At 61.8% G+C, this 16,402-nt stretch carries 15 protein-coding genes and 2 riboswitches; of the genes, 9 read left to right on the top strand and 6 right to left on the bottom strand.

Annotation, left to right across the window (positions count from 1 at the left end; all coding sequences use genetic code 11):
• Window positions 1–10: 10 nt before the first annotated feature.
• The 3 genes from K5554_RS04945 to K5554_RS04935 all read left to right on the top strand — a co-directional run bounded on the left by K5554_RS04945 (window position 11) and on the right by K5554_RS04935 (window position 3,041).
• Window positions 11–778 carry a creatininase family protein gene (locus K5554_RS04945; RefSeq protein WP_221040031.1) on the top strand — a complete coding sequence of 256 codons (768 nt, stop codon included), beginning with the start codon at window positions 11–13 and terminating at the stop codon, window positions 776–778.
• A gap of 456 nt (window positions 779–1,234) precedes the next feature.
• On the top strand, window positions 1,235–2,677 hold the full coding sequence (locus K5554_RS04940; protein WP_221040030.1) for a flavocytochrome c: 1,443 nt from the start codon (window positions 1,235–1,237) through the stop codon (window positions 2,675–2,677).
• Window positions 2,678–2,696: 19 nt separating this feature from the next.
• Window positions 2,697–3,041 carry an FMN-binding protein gene (locus tag K5554_RS04935; RefSeq protein WP_221040029.1) on the top strand — a complete coding sequence of 115 codons (345 nt, stop codon included), beginning with the start codon at window positions 2,697–2,699 and terminating at the stop codon, window positions 3,039–3,041.
• Between the two features lie 235 nt (window positions 3,042–3,276).
• Here the strand turns inward: K5554_RS04935 and K5554_RS04930 are convergent, their stop codons facing one another.
• Both K5554_RS04930 and K5554_RS04925 read right to left on the bottom strand, forming a co-directional pair.
• Window positions 3,277–4,929, bottom strand: coding sequence for an amidohydrolase (locus K5554_RS04930; protein WP_221040028.1), 1,653 nt, complete (start codon window positions 4,927–4,929; stop codon window positions 3,277–3,279).
• A gap of 38 nt (window positions 4,930–4,967) precedes the next feature.
• On the bottom strand, window positions 4,968–6,353 hold the full coding sequence (locus K5554_RS04925; protein WP_221040027.1) for an APC family permease: 1,386 nt from the start codon (window positions 6,351–6,353) through the stop codon (window positions 4,968–4,970).
• Window positions 6,354–6,541: 188 nt separating this feature from the next.
• Window positions 6,542–6,727: riboswitch (Lysine riboswitch) on the bottom strand.
• Between the two features lie 225 nt (window positions 6,728–6,952).
• Here K5554_RS04925 and K5554_RS04920 point away from each other — a divergent pair.
• From K5554_RS04920 to K5554_RS04895, 6 genes are all read left to right on the top strand, one after another.
• Window positions 6,953–7,618, top strand: a complete 666-nt coding sequence (locus tag K5554_RS04920) for a GntR family transcriptional regulator (RefSeq protein WP_221040026.1) — start codon at window positions 6,953–6,955, stop codon at window positions 7,616–7,618.
• Between the two features lie 80 nt (window positions 7,619–7,698).
• Window positions 7,699–8,511, top strand: coding sequence for a carbon-nitrogen family hydrolase (locus K5554_RS04915; RefSeq protein ID WP_221040025.1), 813 nt, complete (start codon window positions 7,699–7,701; stop codon window positions 8,509–8,511).
• Window positions 8,512–8,529: 18 nt separating this feature from the next.
• Window positions 8,530–9,216, top strand: a complete 687-nt coding sequence (locus tag K5554_RS04910; RefSeq protein ID WP_221040024.1) for a DUF2848 family protein — start codon at window positions 8,530–8,532, stop codon at window positions 9,214–9,216.
• A gap of 75 nt (window positions 9,217–9,291) precedes the next feature.
• Window positions 9,292–10,326, top strand: a complete 1,035-nt coding sequence (locus K5554_RS04905; protein ID WP_221040023.1) for a DctP family TRAP transporter solute-binding subunit — start codon at window positions 9,292–9,294, stop codon at window positions 10,324–10,326.
• A 69-nt stretch (window positions 10,327–10,395) separates the two neighbouring features.
• Window positions 10,396–10,872, top strand: a complete 477-nt coding sequence (locus K5554_RS04900) for a TRAP transporter small permease (RefSeq protein ID WP_221040022.1) — start codon at window positions 10,396–10,398, stop codon at window positions 10,870–10,872.
• Between the two features lie 3 nt (window positions 10,873–10,875).
• Entirely contained in the window at window positions 10,876–12,156 is a 1,281-nt protein-coding gene (locus K5554_RS04895) for a TRAP transporter large permease (RefSeq protein WP_221040021.1), read from the top strand.
• A 62-nt stretch (window positions 12,157–12,218) separates the two neighbouring features.
• Here K5554_RS04895 and thiC read toward each other — a convergent pair whose 3' ends face one another.
• The 4 genes from thiC to thiD form a co-directional block, all read right to left on the bottom strand.
• Window positions 12,219–13,526: a phosphomethylpyrimidine synthase ThiC gene (gene thiC, locus K5554_RS04890; RefSeq protein ID WP_221040020.1), complete on the bottom strand. Its 1,308-nt coding sequence runs from the start codon at window positions 13,524–13,526 to the stop codon at window positions 12,219–12,221.
• Between the two features lie 31 nt (window positions 13,527–13,557).
• A complete protein-coding gene (thiW, locus tag K5554_RS04885) occupies window positions 13,558–14,073 on the bottom strand; it encodes an energy coupling factor transporter S component ThiW (protein ID WP_255565513.1) in 516 nt (171 codons plus the stop codon).
• A 67-nt stretch (window positions 14,074–14,140) separates the two neighbouring features.
• Entirely contained in the window at window positions 14,141–14,965 is an 825-nt protein-coding gene (gene thiM / locus K5554_RS04880) for a hydroxyethylthiazole kinase (protein ID WP_221040019.1), read from the bottom strand.
• A gap of 34 nt (window positions 14,966–14,999) precedes the next feature.
• Complete coding sequence (thiD, locus tag K5554_RS04875; protein ID WP_221040018.1) at window positions 15,000–15,794, bottom strand: bifunctional hydroxymethylpyrimidine kinase/phosphomethylpyrimidine kinase; 795 nt, start codon at window positions 15,792–15,794, stop codon at window positions 15,000–15,002.
• A gap of 73 nt (window positions 15,795–15,867) precedes the next feature.
• Window positions 15,868–15,972: riboswitch (TPP riboswitch) on the bottom strand.
• Window positions 15,973–16,402 lie beyond the last annotated feature (430 nt).

The following is a 16,402-nucleotide window of genomic DNA, read 5'->3' as shown; positions in this document are numbered from 1 at the left end:
AGGTCTTAACGTGTTTCTTCCCGAGCTGACCTGGCCGGAGGTCGCAGAGGTACTGCAGAAAACCAAAACAGTGCTGGTGCCGGTGGGTTCCACCGAGCAACACGGGCCGCACCTGCCCGTCAACAACGATGCCTTTACCGCCGAGGCGCTGTGCCGCAAGATAGCCGCCGCCAGCGAGGCAGCCGGCATTCCTGTGGCCGTCAGCACCTGCATCGCCATCGGTCTGTCGGAACACCACATGGATTTCCCTGGTTCTCTGACTCTGTCGCCCGAAACTTTCCAACGCGTGGTTAAGGAGGTTTGCACCTCCCTTTACCACCACGGTTTCCGGAACATTGTGCTCGTCAACGCCCACGGCGGCAACAGCAGCGCCCTCGCCCTCACGGCCAGCGACCTGGCCCATACGTACCGCGACGCGAAGTTCATGCTGCTCGAGTGGTGGCACCTCATCGGCAGCACGCTGCAAAAGGTGGTTGAGACCGGCCTGTTCCACGGCTGTGAGGGTGAAACCTCCCTTTCGCTGGCCTTGGGGCAACGGGTCCTCATGGATAAGGCTGAGGCCGTGCTGCCAGAAAGCAGCTCCGCGTTTGTGGATTACAATCTGTTCACCAGTAAGCCCGGACTCGGCTGGACGATCAGCAGCATGAAGGACATAACTCCAACAGGCGTGGTGGGCGATCCCACGAAGGCTACTCATGCCAAAGGGGACGCTCTGCTGGCAGCAGTGCTCAAGCTGACGACTCAACTCATGGCTGAGTTGGCCGCGGGCATTAACTAGCAAGCCTGAAGACGAAAACTGGGTCTGCCTCCTCTGAGGCAGGCCCCTTTTTTTGAAGTGCCTGGATGTGAACTGACTATGGTGGAGATTGTGAGGAAAGGTCGTTGGGCACTCACAAAGCACAGCACGTCACCTGTTACTCCGGCGCGGGGCGAGCGATCGTGAGGAATGCGCAGCTCTCTATTGCCTGGCAGGGTATGATATTGATTTGTCAAACATTTGATATAAGGCTGTTTTTCCAGCAGGAATCTCCGCCTTGATAACGAATACACAAGAAGAAAAGGAGGTGCAGATACCAGACCTATCTAGGCGCAACAAGGGATGGCAGTGTTTCGAAGCGGCAGGCTGAGGGAGGGTCTTTATCGCCGTAGGTCTAACAATGAGGTATAAGATGTAGTTAAGTTTTTCACAATGATCTCGTAAACCAGTACACAGCATTTCAAGGAGGAGACCCAGTTGAGGAATAAGCTGTTTAGAGCCCTCTCATTCGCCCTGGCTGTCTTTCTTACACTTGGGCTCACCGGTTGTGAAACAAGCAAGGACTCCGGGCAGTCTTCTGCAGGAGGCTCCGGTAAAGACTACGATGTGGTAGTTGTCGGGGCCGGCCTGGGCGGCCTCACAAGTGCCGTCGCGGCAGCCGAGAACGGCGCCAAAGTTGCGCTGCTCGAGAAGCTGGCCTTCGCGGGCGGTAACTCCATTCTCTCAACAGGAATCTTCTATGTGGGGAATACTTCGATTCAGCGCAATGCGGGGATTAAGGACTCAGCTGAAGCCTTCTACAAGGACGCTATGGACAAAAGCGGAGGCAGGCGCGACCCTGAACAGGTGCGCATGATCGCCGAACGTGGCGGTGAGACAATTGACTGGCTCATGTCTTTGGGCGTCAAGTTCTCCGATAAGGTGACCCCCGTTATGGGGAGCTCGGCGCCCCGAGCGCACCAAGCGCTTCCAGACGCATCGGGGCCGATCTCGGCCCTGGTGAAGGCGGCAGAGAGCAAGGGAGTTGAAATCTTTTACGAAACCCCGGCCGTCGCCCTTATTACAGACGGCAACGGTAAGGTCACCGGTGTGGAAGCGAAGAACAAAGAAGGGCAAGTTCTTAAGTTCAACGCTAAGAACGTAGTCCTGGCAGTAGGCGGCTTTGCAGCCGATCCGGAACGTTTGGCGAAGTACACACCCGCGGCCAAAGGTGTTATTTATGCGGGCAGCCCCGGCACAACCGGGGAGATGCTTGATGAAGCGCTTAAGCTGGGAGCCGACACGGTAGACCTGGACGTGCCTTGGCTCACTCCCACGGTTGAAGTGGACAAGAAGCAACTTATCACGTCGTTGGTTCTTTCCAAGGGTGCCATCTTGGTGAATTCTCAGGGCCGACGCTTTTCCGACGAAACGGCATCTTACGCCGAAACCGCCCAGAAGGTACTGGAACTGGGTGAGCCTTTCGTCTACGAGGTCTTCGACAGCCGGGTCAAGGAGCTTGTCTATAAGGTACCGGAATACATCAAGAAGGGCATGGTCACCGAGGCCGCAACCTTGGACGAACTGGCCGAGAAAATGGGCGTTCCCGCTGACAACCTGAAGGCCACCGTTGCAGAGTATAATAAGGCGGTCAGAAAGGAACAGCCGGATCGGTTCGGGCGGGAAATCTTCGTTGAGGAACTAAAAACGGCTCCTTTCTACTTCATCAAGGTCAAGACAGGTACGATCATGACCCCGGGCGGCCTTAAGATCAATGCCGCCTGCCAGGTACTGAATAAGGACGGCTCTGTTATTCCGGGCCTCTATGCTGTGGGTGAAACGACCGGCGGTTACCGGGCCTACGGCTACATCGGCGGTGATTCACTGACACATGCGGCCGTCACCGGCAAGGTCGCGGGAACCAATGCGGCAAAAGAGTAAAAGGGTGGGAATCAAAGCAATGAAAAGATTAGCAGCGGCAGTAAGTTCGGCATTGGTCCTAATGTTGATCACTTCCGGTTGCGCTCCGGCAGCGAAGTGGAAAGACGGCACCTACAGCGGCAGCGGTAAAGGAATGGGCGGCCCGATCGCCGTTACAGTAAAGGTCGAGAAGGGTAGAATCACGGCCGTGGACGTCACCCAGCACCAAGAAACACCGGGCATCAGCGATTCCGCCATCGCCAAGATTCCTCAGCTCATTGTTGAGAAACAATCCACCGATGTGGAAGCGGTGAGCGGGGCCACGTACACCAGCAACGGGATCAAAGAAGCTGTCCAGAACGCTTTGAGCCAAGCCAAGAAATAGGCCTTCCTTTGCAGTTCCAACCTTCACCCCGTATCGTTTACGCCAGGCACAGGCGCGGGTCAAGCAGCCGTACTTCACCGGCGCCTGTGCCTGCAGTCCAAGAAGAAAAGCCGAGGACCTGTCCCGCAGTGGGGGCAGGTCCTTACGCTTGGAGGAAACCGGGAAGTCCAACACCGAAAACGGGAGAACCGTTTCCCGGCCAAGGGGTTTCTTAGGAATCTGCCGGAACGCGCTCCTAAGACCGCCGGTACACCACCCGCCCGGCAGAGATGGTGAGGCGCACGTCGTTGGCCAGGGCGGTTTCTTCCGGGGCGGCCAGGTAGTCGCCGGCGAAGGCGGTGAGGTCGGCCAGGTAGCCGGGGGCGAGGCGGCCGCGCTCGCCCTCGGCGCGGGCCACGTAGGCCGCACCCTCAGTGAAGAGGCCGAGGGCCGTAAGGGGCGCCAGCTTCTCCGCAGGCTGCCAGCCGCCCGCCGGGTTCCCGGCCGGGTCGGTGCGGGCGATGGCGGCGTGCAGGCCAAGAAGCGGGTCGAGCGGTTCCACCGGGCAGTCGGAGCCGCCGGCCAGGTGTAGACCCCTCGCCAGCATGGACTTCCAGGCGTAGCTGGTGCGCGCCCGCTCCTTCCCCACCCGGCTTTCCACCATGGGCCAGTCGGAGGCGACGAAGCGCGGCTGCACGTCCCCGGCTACGCCCAGCGCCCGCATCTTCTCCCAAAGGGCGGGGTTCATGATCTGGCAGTGCACCAGGCGATGGCGCGCGTCCGGTCGCGGGTACCTGGCCTGGGCCGCTTCAACGGCCTCGAGCGCCAGGCGCGCCGCCCGGTCGCCGATCACGTGGACAGCCACCTGAAAGCCGGCCCGATGCGCCAGGGTCACCATTTCTCTAAGCTCTTCCGCGGCGAAATTCATCAACCCCCGCTCGCCCGGCGCATCGCTGTACGGCTCCTCCAGCGCTGCCGTGCGGGCTCCTAGAGAGCCGTCAGAGACGATCTTGATGGGTCCCAGGCTGATCAGCTCCGAAGGGGACTGCCAGTCCTGCGCCGCCGCCAGCACGTCCTTCAGTTCCCCCAGGGAGCCCACGAGGAGCGCCATCCGGATGCGCAGGGGGAGTCTGCCGCCCTCGGCCAGGGCGGTGTAGGCCGCCGCAGCGCGCGCAAAGCCGCCGGCCGAGCCTAAGTCGTCTGAGTGGGCCTCGGTGAGCCCGGCTTGAGCGGCACGCGCCGTGGCCAGCGCCAGGGCCTCCTCCAGGTCGGCCGGCCCGGCGGCCGGAATGGCCCGCTGCACCAGCCCGATGGCTCCCAGCTCAAAGACAATGCCGGTGAGCTCGCCGCCCTCGCCCCGCTGCAGCCGGCCGCCCTCGGGATCGGGGGTGGCCGCCGTGAGCCCGGCCGCCTCGAGGCCCCGGCGGTTGAGGAGGGCGGCATGGCCGCAGATGCGCGAAAGCAGCATGGGGTTTTCCGGCGCGATGCCGTCGAGATCTTCCTTCCGCGGCAGGCGCCCCTCAGCCAGGAGGTTCTGGTCCCAGCCGCGTCCCAGCACCCAGCGGCCGGGCTTGATCTTGCGCTGCGCTACAAAGTCGGCCACGCGCCGGCGCAGCTCTCCCACCGAGCGCACCCCGCCCAGGTCCACCTGGTTCAACGCGAAGCCGTAGTGCAGCAGGTGCAGATGGGTATCGGTAAGCCCGGGGACCACCGTCAGGCCCTGCGCATCGATAACCTCCGTCTGGGGTCCCAGGTAGGCCTTAAGTTCGCTTTCCGTGCCCACGGCCAGCACGCGGTTCCCCCGGACGGCCACCGCCTCAACTTCCGGCTGCTCCGGCACCAGGGTGAGCACGCGCCCGCCGCGCAAGACTAAGTCTGCTTCCATAAGGAGGGGCGCCGACCCGGCCAACGCCCCCAACACCTCCTTGCACAAATTCTCTTCATTGCTCATTCGTGCCCTGAGGCAACGCCCTCCGCCGCCAGGCGTGCCTCGCGCCGCGCCTGGGCCGTCTTAAACCAGTAGTAGGCCGGCACGCCCAGGGCCGGGATCACCAGGCCGAAAAGCGAGGAACGCGGATCCTCTTTGAGACAATTGATCAAAAGGAAAAGCGAGGTGAGCACGGAGAGGACCGGCACCACCGGGTACCCCCAAACTTTATAGGGCCGCGGCAGGTCGGGATACTTCTTGCGCAGGATGAAGATCGAAACGATGGTGAGGGTGTAGAACACCCAGCCGGCGAATACCACCATGGTGGTGAGCTGCTGGAAGGTTCCGGTGTAAAGAAGGATGATCGCTACAACCGCCGAGGCGATAAGCGATGGGATGGGCGTGCGGTAGCGCGGGTGCACTTCGGTAAAGAGCGGGAAGAAGAGCCCGTCTTTTGCCATGGCGTAGTACATGCGCGGGAATACCAGCACGCAGCCGTTGGTGGAGCCGAAGATGGAGATGAGTGCGCCCAGGGTTACCAGGGAAGCCCCCCAGGGGCCGAAGATGAGTTTGGCCGCCGCGGCCGCCGGCTTGGCGTCCTCGGCAATGGCAGCCGCAGGAAGCACTTTGAGGAGCGCGAAGTTGAAAAGAACGTAAATCGCCGTAACGCCGCCGATGGCGATGAGCAGGGCCAGCGGCAGGTTGCGCTGCGGGTTCTTGATTTCCTCAGCGATGGTGTTGACGTTGCTCCAGCCCTCGTAAGCCCAGAGCGAGGCGATGAGGGCCATGCCGAAGGAGCTTATGAGGCCCGCGCCGCCGGGGAAGACCGTCATGGTGTTGCCGGCAGAGCCGAAGATAAGGCCCGCAGCGATGATGATGACGATGGGCAGCAGCTTCGCCACCATGAGGACGTTTTGCACCTGCCCGCCCAGCTTAACGCCCAGGGCGTTGATGATAGTAAGGAAAATGATGGTGCCGATGGCGAGCATCTTGATGCCAAAGGGGCTGAGGGGCACAACGGCGCTGAAATAGGTGGCGAAGGCCACCGCCAGGGCGCTGATGGAACCGGACGCCGAGACAAAGAAGGCCGTCCAGCCCTGGAGGAAGCCAAAGAGCGGCCCGTACGCCTCGCGCAGGTAAACATAGGCGCCGCCCGCCCGCGGGATGGAGGCGCCCAGCTCGGCGTAACAGAGACCGGCCAGCAGCGTAATAATGCCGCCCGCCAGCCAAGCGAGGAGCGCCAGCCCCGGTGCCAATTGCGAGCGCTGCAGCACAAAGGAACCCAGGAAGAAAATGCCGGAGCCGATCATGATGCCGCCGATGATGGAAACGCCTTCCCAGAGGCCCAACTCCCGCTTGAGCTCCGTGTCCAAGCTGGCAAGCTCGGCAATCTTGGCATTGCTCATGGTTTTCCCTCCCTCAAATCCTCTTAAACCAGTGTTTTGGTGTCGGCCCCGCTTCCGAGGTGGCGTTCCTTCGGGGTTGCCCTTGCCTGGGCCGCGCGGCAGGCGCCGCCGGCAAAATGGGTAAAACAAAAGCCAGGCAGACAGGCCCGGCCCTGAAGGCGCGTACAGCCCATCCCTCCTTTCCCCTGCGGTGAGATAGCTCACCACCGCCGGCCCGGGGAAGCCGGCGGTGACAGTCCGGCAGTTCTTAACTGCCGACCCAGCTCGGGGTTCCGGTGCGGCACCCCGGCTTCGGCGGCGGCCCCTTTCCCCACCCCTCGTCGCTGCCCTGCTCCGGGTGGCTACTCTTGACCTGCCGCGCCTCTACCTCACCTCAGCGGTGCCCAGCACCCGAAGGACTGAGATGAGGCATTGATATTATATTTGTTCATTATGATAACCCCTTAAAGAACAACCGTCAAGAGAAAATAGGGATTTTCTGGTGGATACCGGGTTAAGTTTTGTACCTTAAAAAGCAGGGTTTTCCCGTAACTGTGGCGAATACCAATTTACATATACACATTGTATACAGGTTGTATGGGGAGGTGGAGGGATAGGTTATGGGCCAAGACCCTGCTTACCGTTCGTCTAAAGAAAAGGCCTATAAGCTCATCAAGCAGGCCATAATCACCCGGGCTTTCGCCCCTGGTCAGTTTTTAAGTGAAAATGAACTCTCTAATTCATTCGGCGTCAGCCGGACGCCCATTCGTGAAGCCCTGCAGGCCTTGGAGGTTGAAGGTTTCGTAACGCTCATCCCGCACAAAGGAGCGCAAGTGGCCGAGATTTCCCTGAAAGACTTGGATGAAGTGTACGAACTAAGGTTGGTGCTGGAGCGCTTGGCCGGGCAGAAGCTGATCGAGCGCAGCAACGAAATCTGCCTGCAGCAAATGACCGACGTCCTGGGTGTGCAGACAGAGCTGGCGCAACGGCACCAGTCGGTGGAATTCATCGCGGCCGACCGGGAGTTTCACCTGGCCCTGGTGCGCGCAGCCGGCAATGAACGCCTCTACCGCTTTTACGACAGTTTGCGCGATCACCTGTTGCGCCTCGGGCTGGAAGCCATCCAGACACCTGGTCGCATGGCCCAAGTACTGGTTGAGCACCAGGCCATTCTTGCCGGGTTGAAGGAGGGGTCGTACGCCAAGTTCAACGATGCCATAACGGCTCACCTGAGTATCACCAAGCTGGCGGTGGGCAAGAACCTGCCGAACCTGTGGCGCCCCTAGCGCCGTGCCCGCTTGCCCGCTGCTTGCCAAACTACGCTGAAAAGACGCTGTTTACTGCGCTTGTAAGGAGGAGTGAGGGTATGTCACAACTGAGAGTCAGCGTGATCCAGATGCAGGTCGAGTTGGGTGAGAAAGAGCGCAACCTGGCGCACGCCGCTGAGCTGATCGCGCGCGCGGCCAAGGACGAACCGGATGTGCTTCTGCTCCCGGAGACATTCAACGTGGGCTTCTTCCCCACTGACTTGGCGGCCCATGCCGACGCCGCCGAAGAAGGAGAGAGCCGCCAGCTGCTGTCCGGGCTGGCGCGCGAGCACCGGGTGAACATTGTCGGCGGTTCGGTGGTACGCTTCGGCCTGGACGGCGAGGTGCGCAACACCACCTACGTTTTTAACCGCGTGGGGCAGGAGGTGGCTCGCTACGACAAGATTCATCTCTTCTCCCCCTCGGGGGAAAAGGACCGGTTCGCCGCCGGGACCACCCCTTCGCTCTTCACCCTGGAGGGCATTTCTCTGGCCAGCATCATCTGCTACGACCTGCGCTTTCCTGAACTTGTGCGTGGCCTGGCCCTGGCCGGTGCCCAGGTGCTCTTTGTCCCGGCGGAGTGGCCGCACCCGCGGGTGGAGCACTGGCGCACGCTCTTACGAGCCCGGGCCATCGAGAACCAGTTCTTTGTGGTCGCCTGCAACGCCTGCGGGCCGGTAGGCAACCTGGTCAACTCCGGTCACTCCGCGGTCATCGACCCCTGGGGCGAGGTCCTGGTGGAAGCAGGAGAAGAGGAGGTGATCCTGAGCGTCAACCTGAACCTGGACAGCGTCGCAGAGGTGCGCCGCCGCATCGCTGTCTTTGCCGACCGCCGGCCGGAAGTGTATGCTCCCGCACCGCAATGCAAGTAAACGAGCAGGAGGAACAACATGCAGCAATTATCCTTTACCATCGCACGGCCGCAGCGCCCACCGGAAACCATCGTCTACCCGGTAAGCCTGATCCTGTGTCTCGGTTTCGCCGGCCGGGATCAAGACAAGGTACGCGAACATATCCGTGAACTGGAAGCAATCGGCGTTGAATGTCCGGCCAAAACACCGGTGATTTATCCGGCAGGCGGTCTGCTTGCCACCACGGACAGCGTCATTCAAGTAGTCGGCGGCGAGACCGGCCCGGAGGTGGAGTTCGTCTTTCTCCCCTACCAAAGGCGCCTGCTGGTCGGCCTGGCCAGCGACCAGACCGACCGCAGTTTGGAAAAAACGAGCATCTACAAATCCAAGCAGATTTGCCCCAAACCGCTTAGTAACATCCTCTGGGACTATGAGGATCTAACCGATCATTGGGATAAGTTGGTTCTTCGCGGCTGGGTAGGGCCGGAAGGGCAAGAGACGTTATACCAAGACAGCCCGGCCAGTGCCCTCCTGCCGGTGCCAACCCTTCTGGAACATGTACGCCAAGAGTATCCCAATCTTGAAGGCGCCGTCATCCTTTCTGGAACAGTACCAACCCTCGGTGGGCTGGCGACACCTGCACGGTTTACCGCGCTCTTGCACGACCCGGTATTGGGGCGGGAAATTCGGCTCACCTACGGGGTGCAGGACCTCCTGGCCAGGTAAAGGAGGTGAGGTGGTTCCAAGAGGTTATAGCCACTAAGAGTTCATAACACATTGGACATGAGAGGGGATACGAAAGTGAAGCGCCAGGTTGTACTTATAGCAGTGGGTCTCTTGATCGCCGCCGTGGCCTTAGCAGGTTGTGGTGGACAAGGCCCGACCGGGCAGGGCGGAAACGCTCCGGCAGGTCAAGGGCAAGCCACGGGAAGCGTGGTAATCAAGTATGCCGTTGTCGGCCCCGACGAACATCCGTACACCATCATGGCAACTAAGTTCAAAGAGTTGGTAGAGGCAAAAACTAATGGCCAGGTACAAGTGACCATCTTCCCCAACGCCCAGCTCGGCAGCGAGCGGGAAATGGCTGAAGGTGTGCGCATGGGCACCATCCAGATGACCACCGTCACCACCGACGGCACGCTCCCCGCTTGGGTTCCAGAGCTACAGATCTTCAGCCTCCCTTATCTCTTCCGCGACCGTGATCACGCCTACAAGGTAATGGACGGCGACATCGGCAAGGAATTGGGCGATAAACTCCTGGCCCAAGGGCTGCGTTCACTCGGGTTCTGTGAACTTGGCTGGCGGCATTTCACAAACAACGTACGGCCCATTTTGAAACCGGAAGATGCCCAAGGTCTTAAGATTCGTGTACAGGAGGCCAAGGTTTGGTTCGGTCTGGTGAAGGCTCTGGGGGCGACCCCGACTCCCATTCCCTTCGGTGAGCTCTACACTGCGCTCCAGCAGCGGACCGTCGATGGAGAGGAAAACCCCGTGGCAACAATCCGTTCGATGAAGTTTTATGAAGTGCAGAAGTACCTCACCCTGGATGGCCATACCTACTCGCCCGGCAGCGTGCTTATTAACTCTAAGTTCTATGATGGACTCAGCCCTGACATCCAGAAAGCCATTCAGGATTCAGCCACCGAAGCCATTCTTTATCAACGTCAGGTTATTGCGCAGAAAGAAACAGAAGACCTCCAGTTCCTCAAGGACAAAGGAATGGAGGTTGCGGAACCGGACCGCAATGCCTTTGTAGAAGTCACGAAAAACGTCCCCGAAGAAGTTGCCGACATGGTACCGCTTGAGCTAGTCGACCGCGTGCGCAACACCAAGTAGGGGCTGGGCCTCCCTAAAATACCAGGGGGCGGGCTCTTACGGCTCGCCCCCTCATCCGGAGGGACTGTTATGTTGAACCGGCTCATCGACACGGTGGTTGATACAGTTCTCGCCATCTCCCTGGCCGTAATTTCTGTTGTAACCTTTGCCGAAGTCGTTTCGCGTTACTTTCTGCATTTTTCCATCCCCTGGTCCATGGACGTAGTCCGCATCGCCTTCGTTTACTGCGTGCTTTTCGGCGCGGTCGCAGGGGTGCGCAATAAGGCACACCTTAATATCGACGTGCTTCTGGTAAACCTCTCGCCTTCGCTCCGTCGGTATGCCGACCTTTTCATCAACCTTTGCATCGGCTTTTTCTTCGTAGCTCTTACCGTCCTCGGCGTGCAGTTTGTCGGCCAAGCGGGAACCCAGACCATGCCGTACACTCTATTGCCCATGCGGTACCTCTACGCCGCGGTGCCTCTATCCGGCATTCTGATGCTCTATTACTTGGTACAACAGCTATCGTGTGATCTGCGGCCGGGCAACAAGGAAAAGGTGGTGTAGCGCGTGGGGCCGGGAATTATTGTGCTGCTTTTCGGCGCTTTCTTTCTCGGTATTCCTATCAGTTTCGCCCTGGGGCTTACGTCCTTAATTGGCCTTGTCACAGCCGATTACCCGCTGACTGTAGTGGTGCAACGTATCTTTACGGGAATTGATAACTATGCCCTCATTGCCATCGCCCTCTTCATCTTCGCCGGCGACCTGATGGCGGAAGGGGGCATCTCACGCAGACTCGTTAGTTTTGCCAATGCCATTATCGGGCACTTTCCGGCTGGGCTTGCCATGGTGAGTATTCTGGCCTGTATGTTCTTTGCTGCCATCACTGGTTCGGCCATTGCAGCGACCGCGGCTATCGGCGGCCTGATGATCCCGCTTATGGTGGAGGAAAAGTACGAGGCCCGTTTTGCTGCTCCACTCCTGGCCTGCGCCGGTTCCATCGGGCCGATCATCCCGCCCAGCATTCCGCTTCTCGTTTTCGGCCAGCTGGCCAACGCTTCCGTAGCCCGCCTCTTCGTAGGCGGCTTTGTACCCGGTATCTTGATGGGCCTTGGGTTAATGGTCCTGAGCTACTTCATCGGCAAAAAACGCGATTACCGGGGGCGTGAGCACTTCTCCGGCTGGGGCGAGATTTTCCGCACCGGCAAGGAAGCAATTCTAGCGCTTATAACCCCCTTGATAATCATCGGCGGCATCGTCAGCGGCATCTTTACGGCTACCGAATCGGGCGCCATTGCTGTGGTGTACTCGCTCATCATTGGACTCTTTATCTACAAGGAGCTCACCTGGCGCAAGGTCTGGGAGCTGCTGAAGAAGTCCGCCATCTCAACGGGAACCGTCTTAATTGTGGTGGCCTGTGCCTCACTCTTCATCTGGTATTTAACTGTCAACCAGATCCCGCAAGCGGTGGCACAGATGATGCTGACCTTTATCCATAGCCGCTTTATGCTCCTTCTGGTCATCAACGTCATTCTGCTCATCGTGGGCACCTTCATCGACACCATCAGCGCTGTGGTCATTTTCGGCCCGCTCTTTCTCCCGCTCACCCAGGCGTTCGGCGTCGATGTAACCCACTACGGGCTGATCCTGGCCGTGAACCTTACCATAGGCATGTGCACCCCGCCGCTGGGAGTTGACCTCTTCGTAGCCAGCGCCATCGCGAAGGTCTCCATCCGCGAGATGTGGCGCGACCTAGTGCCGATGCTGGGGGCGTTGATTGTGGTCCTGCTGCTTATCACCTATGTTCCGGGCACGGTGCTGTGGCTGCCAAACGTGCTTGGAGTCAAATAAGGGTAGGAACCGACGTCGCCCGGGTCAAAAGCCGTTCCCCCTGCGCGGGGGGGACGGCTTTTTTACTGGCAGCTTTCCAGGTCTTTGCCCAGGTACTCGCCCACAAGGCGCATGGCGCAGTACTTGCCGCACATGGTGCACTCGGTTTTGCCGGCGGGGTTGCGGTCCTGCCGGTAGCGGCGGGCTTTCTCCGGGTCGATGGCCAGGGCGATCTGGGCCTCCCAGTCGAGGGCTTTACGGGCGCGGGCCATCTTGAGGTCCCATTCCCAGGCGCCCGGGACGCCCTTCGCGAGGTCGGCCGCATGGGCGGCGATGCGCGCGGCGACCACGCCTTCGCGCACGTCCTGGTCGGTGGGCAGGCCCAGGTGCTCGGCCGGTGTCACGTAGCAAAGGAAGTCGGCGCCGGCGACGGCGGCCATGGTGCCGCCGATGGCGGCGGTGATGTGATCGTAGCCGGGGGCCACGTCGGTGACCAGCGGCCCGAGCACGTAAAAGGGCGCGCCGTGGCAGAGGCGCTTCTCAAGCTCCATGTTCGCCCGGATCCGGTTGAAGGGAACGTGCCCCGGCCCCTCCACCATCACCTGGACTCCGGCCTCCCAGGCGCGCTCCACCAGTTCGCCCAGGATAATCAGTTCCTGGATCTGCGCGCGGTCGGTGGCATCCGCCAGGCAGCCGGGCCGCAGGCCGTCGCCCAGGCTGAGGGTCACGTCGTGCGCGCGGGCGATTGCGAGCAGCCGGTCGTACTGTTCATAGAGCGGGTTCTCTTTCCCGTGGTGCAGCATCCACCCGGTGAGGAAGGCCCCGCCGCGGCTGACGATGTCCGCCGCACGACCTTCCCGCTGCAGCCGCCCGATGCTCTCCCGGGTGACGCCGCAGTGGACAGTCATGAAGTCTACGCCGTCTTCGGCCTGCCGTTCGATTACCTGGAAGATGTCTTCCGCCGTCATGGCCACAATGGCCCCGTACTTCTCCTGGGCCTCCACCGCCGCCTGGTAGATGGGCACGGTCCCCACCGGCACCGGCGCGGCCTGAAGCACCGCCTTGCGGCTGCGGTCGATGTCGGCGGCGCAGCCGGTGGAAAGGTCCATCACGGCGTCCGCCCCGGCCGCCACAGCGAGCTTGAGCTTGGCGATTTCCTTGCCGGTTTCCGGAAAATCCGCGGAGGTGCCGATGTTGGCGTTCACCTTGGTCCGCAGACCTTTGCCCACGGCCAAGGGATCCAGGCTGGTATGGGCCGGGTTGGCCGGCAGGCAGATGGTGCCGCTCGCCAGCCCGGCCCGCAGGGCCTCCGGGGTGACCCCCTCCCGGGCTGCCGCCCGCTCCATCTCCGGGGTGATCCGGCCCGCGAGGGCCGCTTCGCGCTGCGTCATGATCTTACTCCTTTCGTGTTCGCGAAGTAGTTTACTGTTCCTGGGAGGCGGCGTGCGGCTGAACCGCGCTGTGCCGGCGCAGGGAGGCCGGCAGGGCGGAAACGATGGCAAAACCGACGATGGCGCCGACACCGCTTGAGAGCGCAAAGGGGAAGACGAACATGAAGGCGGCGCCGGAGGCCCCCAAGAGGTACTTGGCCACCGGGTAGGCCAGGAGCGCGCCGAGCAGCCCGGTACCGACGAGCTCACCCACGGGCGCAGCCCAGGTGCGCCCGGTGAGGCGGTAGAGCGTGCCGGCCAGCAGCGCCCCCACCATGCCGCCCGGGAAGGCCAGGAGCGACCCCACGCCTAAGAGGTTGCGCAGCAGCCCGATGAGAAACGCCACCACCACGGCCCGTTCCGGGCCGAGGAGCACCGCCGCCATCACGTTGATGGCGTGCTGCACCGGCGTGGCCTTGGCCACGCCCACGGAAAACCAGGCGACGCGCGCCGTGGCCGTCCCCAGCGCCACCAGGAGGGCCATTAAGGTAAGCTCACGGGTTTTCACGGAAGCACACCGTCCTTTCGCAAATTGTCCATTGTCCTCCACCGTCCCGCGCGCGGGCGAACCGCCCTCACACCAGGGTAAGGCGCGCCTGCTGCACCAGCTGCGCCGGCGTGAGGCGGTAGGCGGCATCAAAAAGGTGCGCCTGGAAGGTGCCGGGGCCGCTCGCCCGCTCTGCGGCCAGCTCGGCCGCCACGCCGTAGGCCATGAGCGCGCCGGCAGCAGCGACGAAGGCGTCCTCGGCGGCGGCAACCCACGCTCCGATCACCGCCGTGGCCATGCAGCCGCTACCGGTGATGGCCGTAAGCAGCGGGTGGCCGTTCTCCACCCGGGCCAGGCGGCGGCCGGAGGCAATGAAGTCCCACCTTCCCGTCACGGCGGCTACGGTCTGAAAGCGGTCCGCCACCGTCCTGGCGATTTCTGCCCGCCAAGCCGCATCCTCCGCCCGCGCCCCTTCCTCCAGCCGGCTGTCCACGCCGCGCGGCCGCACCGCCTCCCCGGCCAGGGCCCCCATTTCCGCTGCGTTGCCGCGAATGACGGCAAGCTTGAGCTCGGTGACGAGCTCGTGAGCGAGCTCCTGGCGAAACCGGGTGGCGCCCACACCCACCGGGTCCAGCACCACCGGGATACCCCTGCGGTTCGCCGCCCGCCCGGCGCGCAGCATGGCTTCCCAGCCGGCGCGCGACGGCGTTCCGGTGTTAAGAACCAGCGCCTGGGCCTGGGCCACCATCTCCTCTACCTCTTCTGGTGCATCCGCCATAACCGGGGCAGCGCCGAAGGCCAGGGTGATGTTCGCCGTGATGTTGGCCACCACGGTGTTGGTGATGTGGTGTACCAGCGGACGCTCCTGCCGGATCCTTTCCAGGATGGCTCCTACGTTTTCCTCAAGGGTCATAAGCATCCCCCTCTTCCCCGTTTCTTCTTCGTTCTCAATGTGCCTCGAGCCAGGCCAGGTGGTTGGTGGGGCCGTGGCCGTGCCCCAGGGGAACGGCGGCACGGATGGCGCAGGCGGTGAAGTCCTTGGCCCGGCGCACAGCGGCCGGAAGTTCCAGTCCCTGCGCCAACCCCACTGCCAAAGCGGCGGAGAAGGTGCAGCCGGTGCCGTGGGTGTTCTTGGTCGCGCAGCGTTCGCCCTGGAACTCGTGGAAAGCAGCGCCGTCATACAGGAGGTCGAGCGGCGGGCCTGCCAGGTGGCCGCCCTTGATCACCACAGCGCGTGCCCCCAGGGCTACAATGCGCCGGGCCGCTTCTTTCATCTCTGCCGCTTTCCGGATGCTCATCCCGGCCAGGACCTCGGCCTCGGGCAGATTGGGCGTCACCACCGCCGCCAGGGGCAAAAGTTCCGCCTTCAGCGCGGCCTCGGCCGTGCTTTCCAGGAGGCGCGCACCGCCCTTCGCGACCATCACCGGGTCCACCACCAACCGGCTGAGGCGGAAGGGCCGGATCCTCTCGGCCACCGCCCGAATGATCTCCGCCGAAAAGAGCATGCCGGTCTTGGCGGCATCGGCCCCGATGTCCGTGAGCACCGAGGTGATCTGGGCCGCCACCGCCGCCGGGCTCAAGGGGTAGATCCCCTGCACGCCCAGGGTGTTCTGCGCCGTCACCGCGGTGAGGGCGCTCATGCCGTAGGCGCCGAGCACGGTGAAGGTCTTGAGGTCCGCCTGGATGCCGGCCCCGCCGCCCGAGTCGGAGCCGGCGATGGTGAGTACACGGGGTAAAGTCATGCTGGTCCTCCTTACGTCAGGGCAAGGGCCGGGGGAAAATGGAAACCGCCTTCCCGTAAGGAAAGGCGGTAACTTTGCTGCTGCACCGCTTCCCTACGCTGGTATTACCCAGATCAGGTCACAGGGTCAAGGGACGGCTCCCTTATCTCAGCCCGTGCGGGCTCCCCTAGCAGTTGCCCTATGCTGTTGTCAGCCCCATTATAGTCCTTGCTGGTAGAAAAGTAAATGAGTTTTTACACCGTACAGGCTGACAGAAAGGAATTCCGTAGAACTGCAAGGCCGGCCAAGACGTCTTGAACCCTGCCCCGCCAAAGTCTGCCCCCGTCCCGAGCTCCGGCCCTCCCTCTCCACCGTCCGGGAAAATGGCAAGGTGATCGAGACAACCATGACGTTGGGATTTCCGGCCCGCGACGTGGAAATCAGCGAGCACAAACTGTAACCGGCGCGGCCTCCCCCCGACCTACCGCCGGATCGTGACTTTTTTTCGCAGGAGACATGAGAAAAACCCCTTGCCAAAGACAAACCCATGCTGCTAAACTTATGGTAAAGATAGTTACATGGCTGACAATCCTGACCCGGGTACGGTGCAGCCGCCCCGAGAAGGGAAG

The sequence above is a fragment of the Gelria sp. Kuro-4 genome (genome assembly GCF_019668485.1).
In the GTDB taxonomy this organism is placed as follows: Bacteria; Bacillota; DTU030; order DUMP01; family DUMP01; genus DUMP01.
The sequence above is the reverse complement of the archived record's forward strand: the minus strand, read 5'-3'. Positions and strand labels throughout refer to the sequence as shown.

What these genes read in the sequence shown, in the direction of transcription:
- K5554_RS04935 (WP_221040029.1), top strand. Translation starts at nt 2,697, where the DNA reads ATGAAAAGATTAGCAGCGGCAGTAAGTTCGGCATTGGTCCTAATGTTG.
- K5554_RS04920 (WP_221040026.1), top strand. Translation starts at nt 6,953, where the DNA reads ATGGGCCAAGACCCTGCTTACCGTTCGTCTAAAGAAAAGGCCTATAAG.
- K5554_RS04900 (WP_221040022.1), top strand. Translation starts at nt 10,396, where the DNA reads ATGTTGAACCGGCTCATCGACACGGTGGTTGATACAGTTCTCGCCATC.
- thiD (WP_221040018.1), bottom strand. Translation starts at nt 15,794, where the DNA reads ATGACTTTACCCCGTGTACTCACCATCGCCGGCTCCGACTCGGGCGGC.
- thiC (WP_221040020.1), bottom strand. Translation starts at nt 13,526, where the DNA reads ATGACGCAGCGCGAAGCGGCCCTCGCGGGCCGGATCACCCCGGAGATG.
- thiM (WP_221040019.1), bottom strand. Translation starts at nt 14,965, where the DNA reads ATGACCCTTGAGGAAAACGTAGGAGCCATCCTGGAAAGGATCCGGCAG.
- K5554_RS04925 (WP_221040027.1), bottom strand. Translation starts at nt 6,353, where the DNA reads ATGAGCAATGCCAAGATTGCCGAGCTTGCCAGCTTGGACACGGAGCTC.
- K5554_RS04910 (WP_221040024.1), top strand. Translation starts at nt 8,530, where the DNA reads ATGCAGCAATTATCCTTTACCATCGCACGGCCGCAGCGCCCACCGGAA.
- K5554_RS04915 (WP_221040025.1), top strand. Translation starts at nt 7,699, where the DNA reads ATGTCACAACTGAGAGTCAGCGTGATCCAGATGCAGGTCGAGTTGGGT.